This window comes from Streptomyces sp. NPDC050619 (assembly GCF_040654815.1).
Taxonomy (GTDB): domain Bacteria; phylum Actinomycetota; class Actinomycetes; order Streptomycetales; family Streptomycetaceae; genus Streptomyces.
This window is the reverse complement of record NZ_JBFAIR010000054.1, coordinates 1-20,205: the sequence shown is the minus strand read 5'-3', so window position 1 is coordinate 20,205 and position 20,205 is coordinate 1. Positions and strand designations below refer to the sequence as shown.

The 20,205-nt window shown below is 72.7% G+C and carries 10 protein-coding genes; all 10 read left to right on the top strand.

The genetic code is table 11. From position 1 onward, the window contains the following. The first annotated feature begins 68 nt into the window (after window positions 1-68). Window positions 69-1,163 (top strand): glycosyltransferase, encoded by a 1,095-nt coding sequence (locus AB0I77_RS48615; RefSeq protein ID WP_363289405.1) that lies wholly within the window; start codon window positions 69-71, stop codon window positions 1,161-1,163. A 519-nt stretch (window positions 1,164-1,682) separates the two neighbouring features. Next, a complete protein-coding gene (locus AB0I77_RS48610; RefSeq protein ID WP_363289404.1) occupies window positions 1,683-2,957 on the top strand; it encodes a glycosyltransferase in 1,275 nt (424 codons plus the stop codon). A gap of 26 nt (window positions 2,958-2,983) precedes the next feature. Then, the gene (locus tag AB0I77_RS48605; RefSeq protein WP_363289403.1) at window positions 2,984-3,646 is read left to right on the top strand and encodes a class I SAM-dependent methyltransferase; all 663 of its coding nucleotides are present in this window, start codon (window positions 2,984-2,986) and stop codon (window positions 3,644-3,646) included. 43 nt (window positions 3,647-3,689) lie between these two features. Next, entirely contained in the window at window positions 3,690-4,892 is a 1,203-nt protein-coding gene (locus tag AB0I77_RS48600) for a DegT/DnrJ/EryC1/StrS family aminotransferase (RefSeq protein WP_363289402.1), read from the top strand. An 83-nt stretch (window positions 4,893-4,975) separates the two neighbouring features. Further along, window positions 4,976-6,439: an FAD-dependent oxidoreductase gene (locus AB0I77_RS48595; RefSeq protein ID WP_363289401.1), complete on the top strand. Its 1,464-nt coding sequence runs from the start codon at window positions 4,976-4,978 to the stop codon at window positions 6,437-6,439. Window positions 6,440-6,498: 59 nt separating this feature from the next. After that, the gene (locus AB0I77_RS48590) at window positions 6,499-8,037 is read left to right on the top strand and encodes a GMC oxidoreductase (protein ID WP_363289400.1); all 1,539 of its coding nucleotides are present in this window, start codon (window positions 6,499-6,501) and stop codon (window positions 8,035-8,037) included. A gap of 35 nt (window positions 8,038-8,072) precedes the next feature. Then, a complete protein-coding gene (locus AB0I77_RS48585) occupies window positions 8,073-9,389 on the top strand; it encodes a UDP-glucose/GDP-mannose dehydrogenase family protein (protein WP_363289399.1) in 1,317 nt (438 codons plus the stop codon). Between the two features lie 51 nt (window positions 9,390-9,440). Then, on the top strand, window positions 9,441-10,649 hold the full coding sequence (locus tag AB0I77_RS48580) for a glycosyltransferase (RefSeq protein WP_363289398.1): 1,209 nt from the start codon (window positions 9,441-9,443) through the stop codon (window positions 10,647-10,649). A gap of 471 nt (window positions 10,650-11,120) precedes the next feature. Next, window positions 11,121-11,408 (top strand): hypothetical protein, encoded by a 288-nt coding sequence (locus tag AB0I77_RS48575; RefSeq protein ID WP_363289397.1) that lies wholly within the window; start codon window positions 11,121-11,123, stop codon window positions 11,406-11,408. Window positions 11,409-11,488: 80 nt separating this feature from the next. Next, on the top strand, window positions 11,489-20,205 hold an 8,717-nt coding region (locus tag AB0I77_RS48570), incomplete at its 3' end, for a type I polyketide synthase (RefSeq protein WP_363289396.1).

Genomic DNA, 20,205 nt, shown 5'->3' with positions numbered 1-20,205 from the left:
CTCGGGGCGTCGGCCACCAGGACGGAGGTACACGGTCAGTGAGGATGCTCTTTACCACGCCTCCTGGGGTGGGACACATACTGCCGTTGGTGCCGACGGCGCAGGCCGCGCTGGCTGCCGGGCACCAGGTCCTGTTCGTCACGACCGGGCCCCATGCCGACATCCTCCGCCGTCGGGGAGTGCAGACCGAGGACGCAGCTCCGCACGCCGACGTCTCCGCGCGGTTTCATCGGCTCAACCAGGAGACGAACCGTCCCGGCATCACCGCGGAAGAGGTGCTGTCCGCCGCCACGGCGGCGTGGGCCGAGATCGGCGATCTGATGCTCGGCGGCCTGCTGCGCGCCATTCAACGATGGCGGGCCGATGTGGTCGTCTACGAGCCGTACCACGTGGCCGGCCTGGCTGCGGCAAGGCTGACCGGGGTTCGCGCCGTCCTGCACGGAACCGGGCTGCCGATGGGGACCTTCCGGCGCGCGCTGGAGAAGATGGTGCGGCCCCGGGAGCACTACGGGGCCGCCGAAGTGTCCGGGACCCCGGACGCGGTGGTGAACGTGTGCCCCTCCAGCATGACGTCCCCGGACCGGAACCGCGGCTGGCCTATGCGCTACGTGCCGGCCGATGTGGGCGCGGTCGCTCCGGGCTGGGAGAACACACCGCCCTCGATGCCCAGAATTTGTGTGACCTTCGGCTCGGTGCTACCCGGCATGGCTGAGCATGTCGTCCGCGCCACGGTCGAGGGGTTGCGTGAACTGGAGGCGGAGATCCTGGTGTCCGCCGGTGGCGCCGCCCTCGACGGCTGGGGGCCGTTGCCCGCGAACGTGCGGATGGCGCGTTGGCTGCCGATGGTGGATGTGCTGCCGAGTTGTGCCGCTGTGATCCACCACGGCGGATCGGGAACGATGTTCGGGGCACTTGCCGCAGGCGTTCCCCAGGTGGTGCTGCCGCTCGGTGCTGATCAGCCGACGAACGCAGAGGCGGTGGCCCGGCGGGGGGTGGGCCTCGCCCTGGACACGGCGGCCGACGGCATGCAGACGGTCGGGGAGGCCGTCCGGCAGGTCCTCGCGGACCCCTCGTACGGCCGGGCGGCGCGGGACGTGGCCAGGGAGAATTGCGCACGGCCCGCACCCTCCGCCGTGATTCGGCAGATCGCCCGGCTGACCTGACAGGTCGCCGTCCGCGGCACCACCGCCACCGGCTCGACACCTCGATCGCCGACTCCACCCCAGGCCCAAGGCCGTGTCCATGGAGGTGGTGTACCGGCCGGCACCCCGCAGCGGGTATCGCACACCGGCGGGCACCGCAGGCGACGTCACCCACTGCCGCCTGCTGCCGCTGGATGCGTCAACTCAACGGCTGTCCTCGGGCATCTTGGTGATCCAATCGTGTCTCGCCGTCGCTGCAGGCCAGGAGCCGGCGGACGTCGGCGCTCCACTCGTCGGCCGCGAGGTCTGACCTTGCCCTCCCGCAGATTACCCGCCAGTGGAAACACCCCACTGGGAGCAGGCACGGTGTTCGCCTAGGTTCGGTGCCGAGCGGCGCGGAAAGCGCCGAACACTCGGGAAAACACCGAGAGCGGCGGCGCATCATGACACGGCCGACGGCCCGGCGGCGCGTAGCGCCCGACTTCCCGCCCCGTTCCGCCGAAGTCGCCGAACGCCGCTTCCGTACGGAAAGGAATGGTTGTGCGTATTCTCTGCAGCCTCGCGCTGTCGCCCTCCAACGCACGCGCTCTGCTCCCGCTGGCCCGCGCCGCGGCGGAGGCCGGCCACGAGGTCACCGTGGTCTCCCCGCCGGAGATGGCCGGCGTCTTCGAGGGTGAGAACATCCGCGTCCTGCCGCTGTTCACCGACATGGCCGAGATCGTGCTCAGCCTGCTGCACCAGAAGCGCATCGACTTCGCCCCCTCGGACCCGTTCTCGCCGCAGACCCTCCTCGCCACCGCCTGCGGCCCCCACATCACCGGCGCCTATCGTCAACTTCTCGACGTCGCCCATGAGTTCAAGCCGGACATCGTCCTGCGCAGCGGCGTCGAGTTCGCCGGCCAACTGGTCGCCGAGACCCTCGGTATCCCGCACGTCACCGCGCCCTCCGGCGGCGGCCAGTACCTCGACGCGAACCTGGTCATGGCCGAGCTGAACCTGCGCCGCGCCGAACTGGACCTGCCCGAGAGCGACTCGGCCGAGGCGATCCACGCACACGGCCGCTTCGACTGCATGCCGCCCGAGTACGCCTTCACCGCCCACGAGATCGGCGGCACCTTCGCCTACCAGCAGCCGTCCGCCGTCGTGCGCACCGAGACCGGCCCTGAGTGGCTGCGCGACCTCCCCGGCGACAAACCGCTCGTGGTGGTCTCCAGCACCAACGTGTTCGCCTCGCTGATGCACAGCGAGGTCTTCCCGCGCATCCTCACCCTGTTCCTTGACGGCATGGTCACCGGACACCTCTTCGAGCGCATGGACATCCAGGCCGACCCGGCACTGGTCGTCGGCGCCCTCATGCCCGGCGACGCCAACCCGCTCACCACTGTCGTCAAGGGCCTCTCCCAGGTGGACTGCACCGCCGTCGTCGCCACCCGCGGCATGCCCGTCGACCCCTCCGCCGTCGGCGACAACGTGCACCTCTTCGACAGCATCCCGCAGCCGCTGCTGCTGGAGACCGCCCAGCTCCTGTTCACCCACGGCGGCTACAACAGCGTCCGCGAGGCCGTCCGGGCCGGCGTCCCCATGGCCGTCCTGCCCGAGCTGAGCGACCAGGCGCACAACGCGAGCCGCGTCGAGGAGCTCGGGCTCGGGCTGCGGGTGCCCAGCGCCGGACCCGACGACGTCGCCGAGACCGTCAACCGGCTGCTCGGCGACCCGAGTCACACCCAGGCTGCGCGCACTGCGCAGCGGCACATGCTCGCGCTGCCCCAGGTCACCGCCGCCGTCGACCACCTCGTCGCCCTCGCCGGGCACTGAACCGAAATACAGACAGGAGCAGGCAGATGGACACGCAGTTCATCCGGGCGTTCTACGACCTCGCCTCATGGATCCGGCTCGCCCCGCTGCTGAACGGCCCGTACCTGCCGTTCTCCGTGTGGTCGCTGCGACCCGGTGCACTGATCAAGCTGCTCGACGACATCGCCCTCGGCGACCGCAAGGTCCTCGTCGAGTGCGGCAGCGGCACCTCCACGATCCTCGTCGCCCGATACCTCGCCCAGCGCGGGTACGGCAACATGCTCTCCCTCGAACACGACGAGAAATGGACCCGGTGGGTGAACAACCAGCTGGCGCAGGAGGGCCTGAGCGAGATCGCCCGCGTCGTGCACGCCCCGCTCGCCGAGCACCCGGCCGCGGTCAAGAGCGTCGACTGGTACGAGCCGCGGACCGTCACCGACGAGGTCGGCGCCTTCACCGACAAGCACGGCCCGATCGACCTGCTGCTCGTCGACGGTCCGCCCGGCTGGGAACAGGGCCGCAAGATGGCCCGCTACCCGGCCGTACCCGTCCTGAAGGACCACCTCGCCCCCGGCGCCAGCGTGATGCTCGACGACGTCCAACGCTCCGAGGGCGTGGAGATCACCAAACGCTGGGAGGACGAGTGCGGGCTCGCCATGGAACTCGACCCGTACGGCACCCGCACCGCGTTCGGCACCTACGCCGGCTGACCCGCCCCCGCCCCCGCGGCGAACACTCCGACAAGGAGAGGCCATGCTGGCCTTGAACGGCGGGCCCAAGGTGCGGACACAACCCTTCCCGCGCTGGCCCGAGTACGACGAGACCGAGAACCTCGCCCTCGCCCGCGCCCTCCAGCAGGGCGAATGGGGGCGGCACGGCGGCAAGGAGGTCCAGGCGTTCGAGCGTGAGTTCGCCGAGTTCGGCCAGGCGCCGGCCGCGCTCGCCGTCACCAACGGCTCCCACGCCCTCGAACTCGCCCTGGAACTCGCCGGCATCGAGCCCGGCGACGAGGTGATCGTCCCCGCCTACACCTTCGTCGCCACCTCCACCGCCGTCCAGCGACGCGGCGGCGTCCCGGTGCCTGTCGACATCACCTCCGACACCCTCTGCCTCGACCCGGCCGCCCTCGACGACGCCGTGACCGACCGCACCCGCGCGGTGATCCCCGTCCACATCGGCGGCCACGTCGCCGACATGGACGCCATCACCGCCTGGGCCGAGGCACGCGGCGTCACGGTGGTCCAGGACGCGGCCCAGGCCCACGGCGCGACCTGGCACGGCAAGGGCCTCGGTGCGCTCGGCTCGATCGCCACCTTCTCCTTCCAGAGCACCAAGGTGATCACCGCGGGGGAGGGCGGCGCCCTGCTGCTGCCCGACGAGGACACCTACGAGGAGGCCTGGGTACGGCACAACTGCGGCCGCACCCGCGAACTGCACCTCGCCAGCGCCGCCTCCAACTTCCGCGTCTCCGAACTCACCGCCGCCCTGCTGCGCGCCCAACTCGCCCGGTTCGCCGACCAGAACGCCCGCCGCTGCGCCCGCTACACCGAACTGGCCGCCGCACTCGGCGAGATCCCCGGCATCCGCCTCCAGGGCCGCGACCCACGCTGCACCAGCACCCCGCACTACATGACCACGCTCGTCCTCGACCAGGACGAACTCGGCGGGCTCGACCGCGACACCGTCGCCCTCGCGCTGCTGATGGAAGGCATCCCCGCCTTCGGCAGCCACCAGGCCCTGCACCGCACCGACGCCTTCTGGACCGGCGCCACCCGCGACATCGGGCCCGAAGAACTCGCCGAGCGCTGCCCCAACGCCGAACGCGTCAGCCGCGACGGCGTGCTGATCCCGCACCAGGCCCTGCTCGGCACCCGGCAGGACGCCGACGACATCGCGACCGCCGTGGCCAAGGTTCTGGGCGAACTGCCACGCGCCGGCACCTCCCCGGCCGCCTGAAGCCGCCGGAACCCGCCGACCCCGACACCGACCCCGCACACCCCGCGCCCGGCGCGGCGGTTCACAGGATGGGAACGAATGAGATGACCAGCGACAACCCGGCCGGCCGGACCTTCGAGGTCCTCGTCGTCGGCAACGGTGTGCTCGGCCTGTCCCTGGGCCTGACCCTCGCCCGCCGTGGCACCAAGGTGGCCGTCCTCGGCCGCGCCGACCGGCTCTGGGCCGCCTCCACCGCCGCCGGCGCGATGCTCGGCACCTTCGGCGAGGTCACCTCCACCCTCGTCGCCAGCGAGCAGGGCCGCGCCAAGCTCGACCTCGGCGTGCAGGCCACCCGCCTGTGGGACGACTGGCTGGACCAGCTGTCCGAGGAGACCGGCGAGAGCGACGACCTGCGCTGCGCCGACGGCACCGTGATGCTGCTGAACTCCGTGGGCGTGCCCGGCATCGATTCCGCCAACTACGCCGCCATCCGCAAGACCCTCGACGACTACAAGGAGCCGTACGAGGACATCGACCCGGCCGAGCTCGGCTGGCTCGACCCCGACCCGCTGGCCCGGCCCCTGATGGGCATGTTCATCCCCGGCGAGCACGCCGTCGACGCCGGTCGTCTGCTGGCCCGGCTGCAGGCGGCGCTCCTGAAGGCCGGCGGCACCCTCATCGACGGCTTCGGCCAGAGCCTGGTCACCGAGGGCGAGCGCATCACCGGCGTCAGGCTCACCAGCGGCGACACCCTCACCGGCGGCCAGGTCGTCCTCGCCGCCGGCGCCGCCTCCCAGACCCTCCTCGACACCGTGCCCGCCCTCAACGGCAGCATCCCGCGGCTGTGCGCCGGAGTCGGCGTCTCCGTCGTCGCCCGCGTCGACCCCGACGTGCCCGGCCCCACCAGCGTGCTGCGCACCCCCAACCGCGCCTTCGCCTGCGGCCTGCACCTCGTGCCGCGCGGGCAGGGCCACGTCTACCTCGGCGCCACCAACGCCGTCGAGCCCGAGCCCGCCGACGTGCCGTCCATCCGCGACGCCACCTTCCTGCTCGGCTGTGCCCTGCGCCAGCTGCGCCGCGACCTCGACACCAGCGGCATCGAGAAGATCCAGGTCGGCAACCGGCCCGTCGCCTTCGACGGCTTCCCGCTCGTCGGCGGCACGGGCCTCGACGGCCTGTGGATGATGACCGGTACCTACCGCGACGGCCTGCACCTGTCGCCGCTGCTCGCCGACGAGATGGCCCGCCGCATCCTCGGCGACGACACCCGCCACGACCTGTCCGTGTTCCAGCCCGTCCGCAAGCCCACCCAGGCCCACAGCCGCACCGACGTCGTCGAGACGGCCGTGACCCACCTGCTCGCCACGGGCTACGAGGACGAGTGGAAGATCCCCAACGCCTGGCCCGCCGTCATCGAGGCCCAGCTGCGCGCCGGATTCACCAAGTTCGCCGACGTCCTCGACGACGAGTACACCCCGCCCGCCGAGATCCTCGCCAAGGCCCAGATGAACCCGGACTTCGCGCAGCAGATCCGCCAGTACTACGCCGCGAGCCGCGCGGCCCTGTGACCTGACGGGCGGCCGCACCACCCCCCACCGCACCCCCACACAAGGAGAGTCGCACCACCATGAGCTGTCCCGAACTTCCGCCGACGGTCGACCTGCTCGTCGTCGGAAGCGGCCCTGTGGGGTCGGCCATCGCCCGCCGGGTGTACGACGCCGTACCGCACGCCCGGATCCTGATGGCCGACCTCGGGCCGCGCCTGACCGGGCAGGCCGGGCTGCACCTCGGCAACCTGCCCGCACCGGAACGGGCCGCTGCCCAGGCCCGTTCCCAGGGACGCGATCCCGAGACCGCGCCCGGCGAGGACGGCGCCTTGGTGAAGAAGTACGCGGACCGCGGCACCCATCTGCTGCGGCCGCGGTGCGACGACGAGCCGGAGCAGTCCGGCATGCCGGCCGCGGTCATGTCCAGCAACGTCGGCGGGATGGGCGTGCACTGGGCCTGCACCGCCCCCCGCCCGCTGGACACCGAACGGCTGTCGTTCCTGCCCGGCGACGACCTCGACGCCGCCCTGTCCGTCGCCGAGCACCTGCTGAGCGTCACCCGCGACGCCTACCCCGCCACCCAGGCCGGCGACCTCGTCCTCAAGACGCTCGGCCAGCTCTTCGACGGCGACTACCCGGTCGGCCGCGGCGTCGGCACCATGCCGCTCGCCTGCACCCCCCGCCCGGGCAACCGGCCCCTGTGGGCCGGACCCGACACCGTCCTCGGCCCGCTCGCCCACGCCGGCGCCACCGCGGGCGACGGACGCTTCCGCACCGCCGACGAGACCATCTGCCGGCGACTGCTGTTCTCCGGGCGCAAGGTCACCGGCGCCCTCCTCGAACACCTCCCGACGGGTGCCGAGTTCGCCGTCCGCGCCTCGGCAGTCGCCGTCTGCGCCGACGCGCTGCGCACCCCGCAGCTGCTGTGGGCCTCCGGCATCCGCCCCGACGCACTCGGCCGCTACCTCAACGACCAGCCCAAGACCGTCAGTTCCATCCACGTCAAGGACGGCCCCACCGCCGGGCTCGCGGCCCGCGGCACGGTCGAGTTCGGCGGCGACATCCGCGACCTGGAGACCGGCCGCTTCTGGGTGCCCTTCGCCGACCCCGGCCGTCGCAACCACGGCCAGGTCATGACCATCGACACGTCACCGCTGGAGAGCGTCGACCCGGCGCTGTTCGTCGGCATGGTCTGGTACGGCGCCAAGGAGATCCGCGACGTGGACCGCATCGAGTTCTCCACGAGCGAGGCCGACGCCTACGGCATGCCCGACATGACCGTCCACTACGACCTCACCGAACGCGACCGCGCGGGCGCCGAACAGGCCCGCGCGGACCAGGAGGCCGTCGCCGAGGCCCTCGGCGGCGAGTTCCTGGAGCGACCCGAGCTGTTCCCCGCCGGCAGCTCCAAGCACTACCAGGGCACCGTGCGCATGGGCCCCGGCGACGACGGCACCTCGGTGTGCGACACCGACAGCCGCGTCTGGGGCTTCGACAACCTCTACGTCGGCGGCAACGGGGTCATCCCCACCGCCACCGCCGTCAACCCGACGCTGTACAGCGTGGCCCTGGCCGTCCGTGCCGCGGCGTCCATCAGCGCCCGGCTCATCGGCGTCTGACCGCAGCGAAATTACCGAGAAACGAGGTGGCCGCCGTGCACCGCCACACCATCGCCGTCATCGGCACCGGCTATGTGGGACTCACCGCCGGTGCCTGCCTGGCGTCGCTCGGACACCGGGTGGTCTGCGCCGACCTGGACCCGGTGAAGGTCGCGGAACTCAACCGCGGCGACGTGCGCATCCTGGAGGAGGGCCTGCCCGAGCTCGTGCGCGCCGGACTCGACGCGGGCCGCCTCCGTTTCGTCGTCGGCGCCGCCGACGCCGTACGCGGCGCCCGCACCGTGTTCATCTGCGTCGGCACCCCCACCGGTCCCGACGGACGCGCCGACCTGACAGCCATGGACGCCGTCGTCGAGGAGATCCGCACCCTGCTGGAACCCGACAGCGTCCTGGTCACCAAGTCGACCGTGCCCGTCGGCACCGCCGCCCGCGCCACCGCCGCCCTCGGCCGCACCGACGTCGGTGTGGTCAGCAACCCCGAGTTCCTGCGCGAGGGCACCTCCGTCAGCGACTTCCTCCAGCCCGACCGGGTCGTGATCGGCTCCGACAGCCCGTGGGCCGCCGCCCAGGTCGCCGAGTTGTACGCCGGAGTCGACGCGCCCGTCGTCATCGCCGACGCGGCCAGCGCCGAGGTCGTCAAGTACGCCGCGAACTGCTTCCTCGCCGTCAAGCTGTCCTACGTCAACACCCTCGCCGAGCTGTGCGAGCAGGCCGGCGCCGACATCGGGCGCGTCACCGCGGCCCTCGGCCAGGACCACCGCATCGGCGGCGCGTTCCTGCGCCCCGGACCCGGGTGGGGCGGCTCCTGCCTGCCCAAGGACACCCGCGCCCTGCTCGGCACGGCCGACGCCCTCGGCGTGGACTTCCCGCTCGTGCGCGCGGCCATCGACACCAACGCCCACCAGCGGACCCGGCTCGCCGAGAAGATCGCCCGGCTGTGCGGCGACGCCGACGGCTCCCTCGCCGGCGTGCGGATCGGGCTGCTCGGCCTCACCTTCAAGGCCGGCACCGACGACCTGCGCGACTCACCGGCTCTCGCCCTGGCCGCCGAACTCGCCGGCCGCGGCGCCGAACTCACCGCCCACGACCCGGCGGTCCCCGTCACCCGGCACACCGAACTCCCCGCGGACATCACCGTGGTCGACGACCCCCACCAGGCCGCCAAGGGCGCCTCCGGGCTGGTCCTGTGCACCGAGTGGCCGCACTACCGCGGGCTCGACTGGCCCCGCGTCGCGGCCGACCTGCACCGCCCGTTCGTCGTCGACACCCGCAACCACCTCGACCCGGCCGCCCTCAGCGCCGCCGGCCTCGCCTGGCACGGCACGGGCACCAGCCCGGTCGAGCCGGACTGACCGCCGTACAGAGCCGACCCTGACCGCCGTACAGAAAGGTGTTCCGTCATCATGCGGGTGCTGTGCAGCATCACCGGCTCGCCCTCCCACGCGCGCGCCTGCCTGCCGCTCGTGCGGGCCCTCGGCGAGGCCGGACACGACGTCCTCGTCGTCACGGCCGGCAAACTCGCGCCCGTGCTCGCCGCAGAGCGGGCCCGCGTCGAGGGCGTCTACACCGACATCACCGCCCAGGGCATGCGGCTGATGTTCGAGGGCAGGCTGCCCATCCCCAAGGAGTTCAGCCGCTTCGCCCACGAGCTGTGGGCCACTCTCGGCTGCGGCCCACAGCTCGCCGACGCCTACGGTCTGCTGCTGCCCATAGCCCGCGACTTCCGCCCCCATGTGATCCTGCGCGACGGCTTCGAGTTCGCCGCGCTCCTCGTCGCGGAGACCCTCGGCGTGCCCCACGTGCCCGCGCCCTCCGGTTCCGGCCAGTTCCTCGACCCGGCCCTGCTGCTCCCGCTGCTGAACGACCGGCGCCGCGAACTCGGCCTGCCCGAGTCCGAGGACCCGGTCGCCGTCTACCGGCACGGGCGGCTCGACTGCATGCCCGCCGCCTACACCTTCGCCCGCCCCCTCGCCCCCGACGCCGTCGCCTACCGCCAGCCCCGCACCGTCACCCGCGGCGAGCACCTGCCCGACTGGTTCGCCGAACTGCCCGCCGACCGGCCCCTCGTGCTCGCCTCCCTCGGCACCGGACTGCCCGGCACCGTCCTCGAATTCCTCGACAAAGCCCGCGAGTTCGGCGCCCCCATCCCCGTCTACGACCCCGCCGAACCCCTCGACACGGTCGTCGAGGCCCTCTCCGCGCTGGACTGCGCGGCCGTCGTCTCCACCCTCGGCATGCCCGTCGACACCACCAAGGCCGCGCCCCACCTCCGTGTCGTCGACCGATTCCCGCAGCAACTCCTGCTCGAACACGCCGACGTGTTCGTCACCCATGGCGGCTACAACAGCGTCCGCGAGGCCGTGCGCGCCGGCGTGCCCATGGCGGTACGGCCCATGTTCGGCGACCAGCAGTACAACGCGCTGCGTGTCGCCGACCTCGGACTCGGCGAGCACATCGCCGCTCGTGGCGCCGACCCCATGCTGGAGACCTGCCGTCGCCTGCTGGCCGACCGGACCGTCACCGACGAGGCGCGGCGCGCCCAGAAGGAGATGCTCTCCCTGCCGGGCGTCGACGTCGTCGTGGCCCACCTGGAAGGCCTGGCCGAGACGTGACGGCCACCCCCTGACATCCTGCCCACGCCGACGCGGCCCCATCGGCCCGTCGGCGTCGTCATGATCCGGGCGCGCGCTCCATCTCCTTGTGTTTCCACCAGTCCTCCGTCCGAATAATGGATCCCGAAAGGCGCACGGATCAGGCCACCCCCCCCACTTTCCCGGCTGGCGCCGGCCAGGCGCCCCCCACCAGGGCCGGTCCGGAATCCGAAGACGTGGCGACGAGTCATCCGTGGGAGAGAACGTGTCTGATCAAGCTCGCTCCACCTCGACCACCCGCCCCGTTCCTGGGCAGCCCACGCCCCTGGCTCCTCACCGGGCGGAGCACCCGGGTCGGACGGGAGCGGGTCCGCATCCTGCGGACCCGGGGGGCATGCTCATCGGCGGCCACGAGACCACCGTCGGCCAACTCGCCTCCCACGTCCCGGCCCTGCCGCAGGACCGGACCCGTTACGAACGGCGTCACCCTCCGTGCCGGCGAGGCCGTCGCTTGCTCCTCGCCGCCGCCAACGCGACGAGGACGTCTGCAAGAACGCCGACACCGTCCTCCTCGACCGCGAGACCAATCCGCACATCGCCTTCGGCCAGTGCCCGCACTACTGCCCCGGCGACCCGCCGGCCCGCGTCGAACTCCAGACCGTACTCGAGGCCCTGACCAGTCGGCTCCCCGGCCTGCGCCTGGCCGTGCCCGCCGACGAACTCACCTGGCACCGCGAGACGCTCGTCCGCTCCCTGGTCACTCTGCCCGTCACCTGGTGACGAGCGCCGCCCGGAATTCTGCCCTCCGCAGCGATTCCGCCTCCTTCCGTTTGGCTCGTATCTCTGGCTATGGAGAATCAATGACCCCGAAGAACGCCGGGCAGTACGTGGGTGACAACGACATAGCCGTCGTGGGGATGGCGTGCCGACTCCCCGGAGCCGTCAACGTCGAGGAGTTCCAACGGCTTCTGCGCACCGGCGGCCACGCCGTCACCCGGCAGTCCGACGGCACCTGGCGGGCCGCACTGGAAAACCATGCGGAATTCGACGCGGAGTTCTTTGGCATGAGCACGGCCCAGGCCGCCGCCACCGACCCCCAGCAGCGCCTCGTGCTCGAACTCGGCTGGGAGTCCCTCGAAGACGCGGGCATCGTCCCCGCCCGCCTGCACGGCACCCGCACCGGCGTCTACGTCGGTATCGCCTCCGACGACTATGCTGCCCTGGCCCGTCGCACCGTCACCATCGGCGGCCACAGCGCGGCCGGACAGCAACGGGCGATGACCGCCAACCGTCTCTCCTACCTCCTCGGCCTGCGCGGCCCGAGCATGGCCGTCGACACCGCGCAGTCCTCCGCGCTCGTCGCCGTCCACCTCGCCTGCGAGAGCCTGCGGCGCGGCGAGAGCGACCTCGCCCTCGTCGGTGGCGTCAACCTCGTCCTCACCGAGGACAGCACCACCATCATGGAACTGATGGGCGCCCTGTCCCCGGACGGCCGCTGCCACACCTTCGACGCCCGCGCCAACGGCTACGTACGCGGCGAGGGCGGCGCGGCCGTCGTCCTCAAGCCGCTCGGCCGCGCCCTCGCCGACGGCGACCGGGTGCACTGCGTCATCAAGGGCGGCGCCGTCAACAACGACGGTGGCGGACCCAGCCTCACCACCCCCGACCGTTCGGCCCAACAGGCCCTGCTCAGCGAGGCGTACGAGCGCGCCGGAGTCCCCGCCGGCCGGGTCCGCTACGTCGAACTCCACGGCACCGGCACCCGTGCCGGGGACCCCGTCGAGGCGGCAGCCCTCGGCGCCGTACTCGGCGCGGCCCGCGCCCCCGGCACCGGTCCGCTGGCCGTCGGATCCGCCAAGACCAACGTCGGCCATCTGGAAGGCGCCGCTGGCATCGTCGGCCTGCTCAAGGCGGCGCTCGCCGTCCGCGAGGGTGAACTGCCGCCCAGCCTCAACTACGAGACCCCCAACCCGGACATCCCGCTCAACGCACTCAATCTGCGCGTCCAGACCGAACTCGAGCCCTGGCACGAACCGTCCGGACAGCGCCGCCTCGCCGGCGTCTCCTCCTTCGGCATGGGCGGCACCAACGCCCACCTTGTGCTGGAACAGGCGCCGCAGACCGAACCGGCCCCCGCCGCTCATCGACTCCCGGTCCTGCCGGTGGTTGTCTCCGGCCGCACCGCCGAAGCCCTCCGCGACCAGACAGCACGGCTCAGCGCCCACATCGAACACGCCCCGGGGCCGGACCTCCTGGACATCGCCTGGACCCTCGCCGCCTCCCGCACGGTCTTCGGCCACCGGGCCGTCGTCCTGGCCGCCGACCGCGAGGAACTCCTGACCCGCCTGGAACGCTCCGCGGTGCACGGCATCGCGTCCGCCTCCGGTCGGCGGGTGTTGGTGTTTCCGGGTCATGGGGCTCAGTGGGTCGGTATGGGGGCCGGGTTGCTGGAGTCGTCGCCGGTCTTCGCGGCGCGGCTGCGGGAGTGCGCTGACGCTCTCGCTCCGTTCGTGGACTTCGATGTGGTCGAAGTCATCGGTGAGGGGCGGGAGTTGGACCGGGTGGAGGTGGTCCAGCCGGTGAACTGGGCGGTGATGGTCTCCCTGGCCGAGTTGTGGGGTTCGCTGGGCGTCGTTCCGGATGCGGTGATGGGTCACTCACAGGGGGAGATCGCCGCCGCCGCTGTGTCGGGCGCCCTGTCCCTTGAAGACGCCGCCCGCGTGGTGGCGCTGCGGGCTGCGGTGATCGGGCGTGAGCTGGCCGGTCTGGGTGGCATGGCGTCGATTGCTCTTCCTGCGGCCGAGATGGAGGACCGGCTTCAGGCCTGGAGCGGGCGTCTGGGGATCGCCGCGGTCAACGGCCCGTCGGCCACCGTGATCGCCGGGGACGCGGACGCGATCGTCGAGTTCGTGGAGGCAGTCCGGGAGGAGGGCATCCGGGCCCGTCAGGTGTCGGCGGGCTACGCCTCGCACTCCGCGCACGTGGAGCGTATCGAGGCGGAACTCCTGGACTTGCTGGCCCCGGTCACCCCGCTCCGCCCGCAGGTTCCCTTCTATTCCACGGTCACCGGCGAGCTCGCCGACAGCCTGGACGCCGCGTACTGGTATCGCAACCTGCGCAACCCGGTCCGCTTCGAGCAGACCGTACGGAAGCTCATCGAGGACGGCTTCGGTACGTTCGTCGAGTCCAGCGCGCACCCGGTACTGACCATGAGCGTCGAGGAGACCGCCGACAGTGTCGGCGTCGACGCGCTGATCACCGGCTCGCTGCGGCGTGACGACGGTGGTCTGGAGCGGTTCCTGACTTCGGCCGCCGAACTCTTCGTACGCGGCACCGACATCGACTGGGCGGCTCTGTTCGACGGCACCGGCGCGAAGAACGTCGACCTGCCCACCTACGCCTTCCAGCGCCGCCCCTACTGGCTGTCCGCAACGGACGCCGACGAGCGGACCTGGACCGCGCCCGACACCGAGGAGACCCTGCTAAGCCGCGAACTGCAGGGCCGTTCCGCCGAAGAGCAGCTCGACCTCGTACTCGAACTGGTGCGGGTCCACGCCGCCGCCGTGGCGGGCAGGCCCTCCGCCGACTCGATCACCCCCGGGAAGACCTTCAAGGAGCAGGGCTTCGAGTCCGCCGACGGCATCGAACTGCGCAACCGGCTGCGGTCCGCGACCGGTCTGCGGCTGTCCGCCACCCTCGTCTTCGAGCACCCGACCCCACTGGCCGTCGCCCGGCTGATCCGTGCCGCCGCCGTCGAGGAGGCCGCCGCCACGCCCGTTCCGGCTCGCCCCGAGCAGACGGCCCCCGACCCGGACGACGCCGTCGCGATCGTGGGGATGGCGTGCCGTTTTCCGGGTGGCGTGGGTTCGCCGGAGGGGTTGTGGGATCTGGTGGCTTCCGGTGTTGACGCGGTGTCGCCGTTCCCGGGGGACCGGGGTTGGGATGTGGAGGGTCTGTTCGACCCGGAGCCGGGTGTGGTGGGCCGGTCGTATGTCCGTGAGGGCGGGTTCCTGCATGAGGCGGGAGAGTTCGATCCCGGCTTCTTCGGGATATCGCCGCGTGAGGCGATGGCGATGGACCCGCAGCAGCGGCTGCTCCTTGAAACCTCCTGGGAGGCTTTGGAGCGGGCCGGGGTTCCGGCGACCTCGCTGCTCGGTTCCCGCACCGGCGTCTTCGTCGGCGCCATGTCCCAGGAGTACGGCCCCCTGCTGCACGAGTCCGGCCAGGGCCACGAGGGCTACCGGCTCACCGGCACCACGGCGAGCGTCATGTCCGGCCGGATCTCGTACGCGCTGGGACTGGAGGGCCCGGCCGTGACCGTCGACACGGCCTGCTCCTCCTCCCTGGTCGCACTTCATCTGGCCGCGCAGTCCCTGCGGTCGGGGGAGTGCGACCTCGCCCTGGCCGGCGGTGCCGCCGTGATGGCCAGTCCCGGCATGTTCGTGGAGTTCTCACAGCAGCGCGGGATGGCCGCCGATGGCCGCAGCAAAGCCTTCTCGGACTCCGCCGACGGCACCAGTTGGGCCGAGGGTGTGGGTGTGCTGCTGGTGGAGCGGTTGTCCGACGCCGTGCGCCGGGAGCACCAGGTGCTGGCGGTGGTGCGTGGTTCGGCGGTGAACCAGGACGGCGCGTCGAACGGTCTGACGGCGCCCAGCGGTCCCTCCCAGCAGCGGGTGATCCGTGCGGCGCTGGCCAGTGCCGGGCTCGGCACCTCGGATGTGGACGTGGTCGAGGCCCACGGGACGGGGACACGGCTGGGTGACCCGATCGAAGCCGAGGCCCTGCTGGCGACGTACGGCCAGGGCCGGGACGCCGAACGGCCGTTGTGGCTGGGTTCGTTGAAGTCCAACATCGGCCACACCCAGGCAGCCGCGGGGGTCGCCGGCGTCATCAAGATGGTCATGGCCCTGCGCGCGGAGCGGCTGCCGCGCACCCTGCACGCCGACGAGCCCTCCGCGTACATCGACTGGTCGCCCGGCACGCTGCGGCTGCTCCAGCAGGAACGCCCCTGGCCGCGCGGGGAACGCCCCCGCCGGGCCGGCATCTCCTCCTTCGGCATCAGCGGCACCAACGCCCACCTCGTCCTCGAAGAGGCACCCGCAGCCGAGGAGTCGACCGAGGAACCGGTCACGTGCCTGCCCGTCGTGCCGTGGGCGGTCTCGGCGCGCGATGAGCAGGCGCTACGCGACCAGCTGGACCGACTGACCGCACTCGACGCGGACCCGCTCGACATCGGTCTGTCCCTGGCCACCACCCGGGCCGTCCTCGAACACCGCGCCGTCGCCCTGCACCCCGGCCCCGTCGTCACCGGTGCGGTGTCGGAGGGGCGTACGGCGTGGATGTTCACGGGGCAGGGCAGCCAGCGGCCCGGCATGGGACGGGAGTTGTACGCGGCGTTCCCGGTTTTCGCGGCGGCGCTGGACGGGGTGTGCGAGCTGCTCGACGCCGAACTCCGCTTCGCACGGCCCCTGAAGGAGGTGCTGTTCGCCGAGGATCCGGAGGACGGCACCGGCTACGCGCAGTCGTCGCTGTTCGCCCTGCAAGTCGCGCAGGTGGAGTTGCTGCGGTCCTGGGGCATACGGCCGGAGCTGCTGCTGGGGCACTCGGTGGGCGAGATCGCCGCCGCATATGCGGCCGGCGTGTTCGAACTCGCCGATGCCGTACGGCTGGTGGCGGCGCGGGCGCGGTTGATGCAGGCGTTGCCCGAGGGCGGTGCGATGGCGGCGCTGGAGGCTTCCGAGGCCGAGGTCGCCCCGTGGCTGGTCGACGGTGCGGTCATCGCAGCTGTCAACGGGCCGTCGGCCGTGGTGGTTTCCGGTACGGAGACCGCCGTCGACGCCGTTGCGCAGCTGGCTCGGGACGCGGGGCGGCGGGCGACGCGGCTGCGGGTGTCACACGCGTTCCACTCGCCGCTGATGGACCCGGTGGTGACCGCGTTCACGGAGGTTGCCGAGCAGGTGACCTACCGTCGGCCGACCGTGACGGCCATCAGCACCTCGTCGGGCGCCGCGCTGGCGGACGGGGACTGGACCACGCCCACCTACTGGGCCGAGCAGATCGTCAAGCCCGTGCGCTTCCATGAGGCGTTGACCGCGGCCCGTGACCTGGGCGCCGGGCGCTTCCTGGAGATCGGCCCCGACCCGGTGCTGACGGCGCTCGCCGGTGACGTCCCGGCCGCCGCGACCCTCCGCAAGGAGCGCCCCGAGGCGGAGACGCTGCTGGGTGCCGTCGCCGAACTCTTCGTCCGAGGCGCCGACATCGACTGGGCGGCTTTCTTCGAGGGCACCGGCGCCCGCCGCGTCGACCTGCCTACCTATCCCTTCCAGCGCCGACGCTACTGGCTGCCCGACCTCGCCCGTCCCGGACGCCGGGCGCAGAGCGACGGCGTCGCCGACGGAGGATTCTGGGACCTCGTCGACCAGGGCGACGCCGACTCGCTGGCCGGAGAGCTGGGCGTGGACAGCGCCGCCCCGCTCGACGCCGTGCTGCCGATGCTCGCCGGCTGGCGTCGCAAGCGCCGTGAGGAGTCGCTGCTGGCCGGTCTGCGCTACCGGATCGCCTGGCGGCCGGTCCGTACGCCCACGTCGGGAACCCTGGACGGGACATGGCTGCTCGCGGTCGACGAGGACACTCCGACCGAGTTGGCCGACGCGGCCGAGAGCGCTCTGCGGGCCGCCGGCGCCGACGTGACAGTCGTGACCGGACCGGCCGCCGAGCCGGACGCGTCATTCGCGGGCGTGCTGTCCCTGCTCACCGAACCCGCGCAGGTGCTCGCGCTGACGCGGGCCCACCCCAAGACGCGGCTGTGGTGCGTGACCTTCGGCGCCATGGCCGTATCCCAGGGTGACGGCCCCACACACCACGAGAACGCCGCCGTATGGGGACTCGGCCGGGTCGTGGCGCTGGAACAGCCCGACCGGTGGGGCGGACTGATCGACCTGCCGGACGATCCGCGCCCCCGGCTCTGGCAGAGGGTCGTGGCCGTCCTCGCCGCCGGGGGAGCGGGGGAGGACCAGCTCGCCGTACGTGCCACGGGCATCCACGCGGCCCGGCTGGTGCACGACCGCTCGGCGCGTCCTACGCGGGCCTGGCGTCCGCGCGGCACCGTCCTGCTCACAGGGGCGACCGGCTCCCTGGGCGGGCACCTCTCCCGGTGGCTCGCGACCGGCGGCGCGGCACACCTCGTCCTCATGTCGCGGCGCGGCGCCGACGCCCCGGGTGCCGCCGAACTAGCCGCGGAACTGGGCGAGTCGGGCACCGCCGTCACCTTCGTCGCGGGCGACGTGGCCGACCGCGAGACCGTCGCGTCCGTCCTGGACGCCCACGAGCCGACCGCCGTCGTACACGCCGCGGGCATCCTCGACGACGGGCTCGCCGCCGAGCTCACCCCCGAGCGTCTCGCCCGCGTCGTGGCGGTGAAGGCCGAGGCCGCGCAGCACCTGCACGACCTGACGCGCGACCGGGAGCTGGACGCCTTCGTCCTGTTCTCGTCCGTCACCGGAGTACTGGGCAACGCCGGCCAGGCCGCCTACGCCGCCGCCAACGCCCGTCTCGACGCGCTCGCCGAGCACCGCCGCGCCGCCGGACTGCCCGCGACCTCCCTCGCCTGGGGGCCGTGGGGCGGTGGCGGTATGGCGGCCGACGAGACCGTGGCCGGGCACTTCCGCCGCCAGGGCATACGTCCCCTGGAACCGGCCCGTGCCCTCGACGTGCTGCAGCGCGCCCTCGACGAGGGCGTCACCTGCACGACCGTCGCCGACATCGACTGGCAGCGGTTCGCCGCCGCCGCGTACACCCCGCGTCCCCTGCTCGCCGACCTGCCCGAAGCCGCGCCGCCCACCGCCGCGCCGGTGGCGCCCGCAGGGGGCACGCTCGGCGCCCAACTACGCGACCGTACGGCCGCGGAGCAGGACCGGCTGTTGCTCGACCTCGTCCTCGACCAGGTCGCCGCCGCCCTGGGGCACACCGACCGGGCCGCCGTGGACGCCGCCCGTGCCTTCAAGGCCCTCGGCTTCGACTCGCTGACCGGAGTCGCCCTGCGCCACCGGCTCGCGGCGGCCACCGGACTGTCCCTGCCCGCCACACTCGTCTTCGACCATCCCACCCCGGCCGCGCTCGCCGCGTTCCTGCGCTCCCAGGTCCTCGGCGTCACCACGGACGAGATCGAGCGCGGCGGCCCGGCCCTCGAACCCGTCGGCACCGACGACGACCCGGTGGTCATCGTCGGCATGGGCTGCCGCTTCCCCGGCGGAGTGACCAGCCCCGACCAGTTGTGGGACCTGCTCGCCTCCGGTGCGGACGCCCTGACGCCGTTTCCCGAGGACCGCGGCTGGGACGTCGAGCGCCTCTACCACCCGGACCCGGGCCACTCCGGTACGACATACGCGCGCGTCGGCGGATTCGTGCACGACGCCGCGGACTTCGATGCCGAGTTGTTCGGCATCAGCCCGCGCGAGGCACTCGCCATGGACCCGCAACAGCGGCTGCTGCTGGAGACTTCGTGGGAGGCCCTGGAGCGTTCCGGGATCGACCCGCTGTCGCTGAGGGGGTCGGCCACCGGTGTGTTCGCGGGCACCAACGGCCAGGACTACCGCGAGACCACCCACGTCACAGGCGAGGACGTCGAGGGTTACGTCACCACCGGCTCCGCCGCGAGTGTCCTGTCCGGCCGGGTCAGCTACGCGCTCGGCCTGGAGGGTCCTGCCCTCACCGTCGACACCGCCTGCTCCTCCGCGCTGGTCGCGCTGCACCTGGCCGCGCAGGCCATCCGCCAGGGCGAGTGCCGCACCGCCCTCGCCTCAGGCGTGACCGTGATGGCCACGCCGGGCGTCTTCGTCGAGTTCTCCAGGCAGCGCGCCCTGTCCGCCGACGGCCGCTGCAAGGCCTTCGCCGAGGGTGCCGACGGCACCGGCTGGTCGGAGGGCGCCGCCGTCCTCGTACTGGAACGGCTCTCCGACGCCCGGCGCGCCGGTCACCCCGTGCTCGCCGTGGTGCGCGGCTCCGCCGTCAACCAGGACGGCGCGTCCAACGGACTGACCGCCCCCAACGGACCTTCCCAGCAGCGGGTCATCCGGCAGGCCCTCACCGCCGCCGGTCTGCGGCCCGGCGACGTGGACGCCGTCGAGGCACACGGCACCGGCACGAGCCTCGGCGATCCGATCGAGGCGCAGGCGCTCCTGGCCACCTACGGCCGGGACCGCGCGGAACCGCTGTGGCTCGGCTCGGTCAAGTCGAACATCGGCCACACCCAGGCGGCGGCGGGCGCGGCCGGCGTCATGAAGACGGTGCTGGCCCTGCGCGCCGAACAGCTCCCGCCCACCCTGCACGTCGACGCCCCCTCCAGCCGCGTCGACTGGAACTCCGGCGCCGTACGCCTGCTCACCGAGGCACAGCCCTGGCCACGCGGCCGGAGCCCGCGCCGGGCCGGCGTCTCCTCCTTCGGCATCAGCGGCACCAACGCCCACGTCATCCTGGAGGAACCCCCCGCCGCCGACGCCCCGGCCCCGGCCCGGCCCGTCGGCACGGTGCCCTGGGTGCTCGCCGGCCGGAGCCGGCAGGCCCTGCGGGCACAGGCCGC